1 protein-coding gene is annotated in these 342 nt (G+C 50.3%); it reads right to left on the bottom strand.

All coding sequences use genetic code 11. The features are described from left to right. A partial coding sequence (locus A8F95_RS13170) for an ATP-binding protein (RefSeq protein ID WP_141676270.1) occupies positions 1-342 on the bottom strand: 342 nt, incomplete at both ends.

The following is a 342-nucleotide window of genomic DNA, read 5'->3' as shown; positions in this document are numbered from 1 at the left end:
TATCATTGCGCAAATCTTCAGGCAGCGACACGCATGGTGCAACTTCTACGACTTTTTGATGGCGGCGCTGTACAGAACAGTCCCGTTCGTATAAGTGAACAATATTCCCTTGATGGTCACCAAGAATCTGCACTTCAATATGTTTCGGATTTTGGACAAACTTTTCTACATATACTTCGCTATTGCCAAACGCTGCTTTCGCTTCTGACTTGGCCCGCTCGTACGCTTCTCTTACTTCTTCGACGTTATGGACAATCCGCATGCCGCGGCCGCCGCCGCCGAGCGCTGCTTTGATCATGAGCGGAAAGCCGTGCTCCCGGCCAAACGCTACCACTTCTTCTA

The organism is Pseudobacillus wudalianchiensis (assembly GCF_001685015.1).
In the GTDB taxonomy this organism is placed as follows: Bacteria; Bacillota; Bacilli; order Bacillales; family Domibacillaceae; genus Pseudobacillus; species Pseudobacillus wudalianchiensis.
Note: the sequence above shows the minus strand (reverse complement) of the source record. Positions and strands in the feature narration are given on the sequence as shown.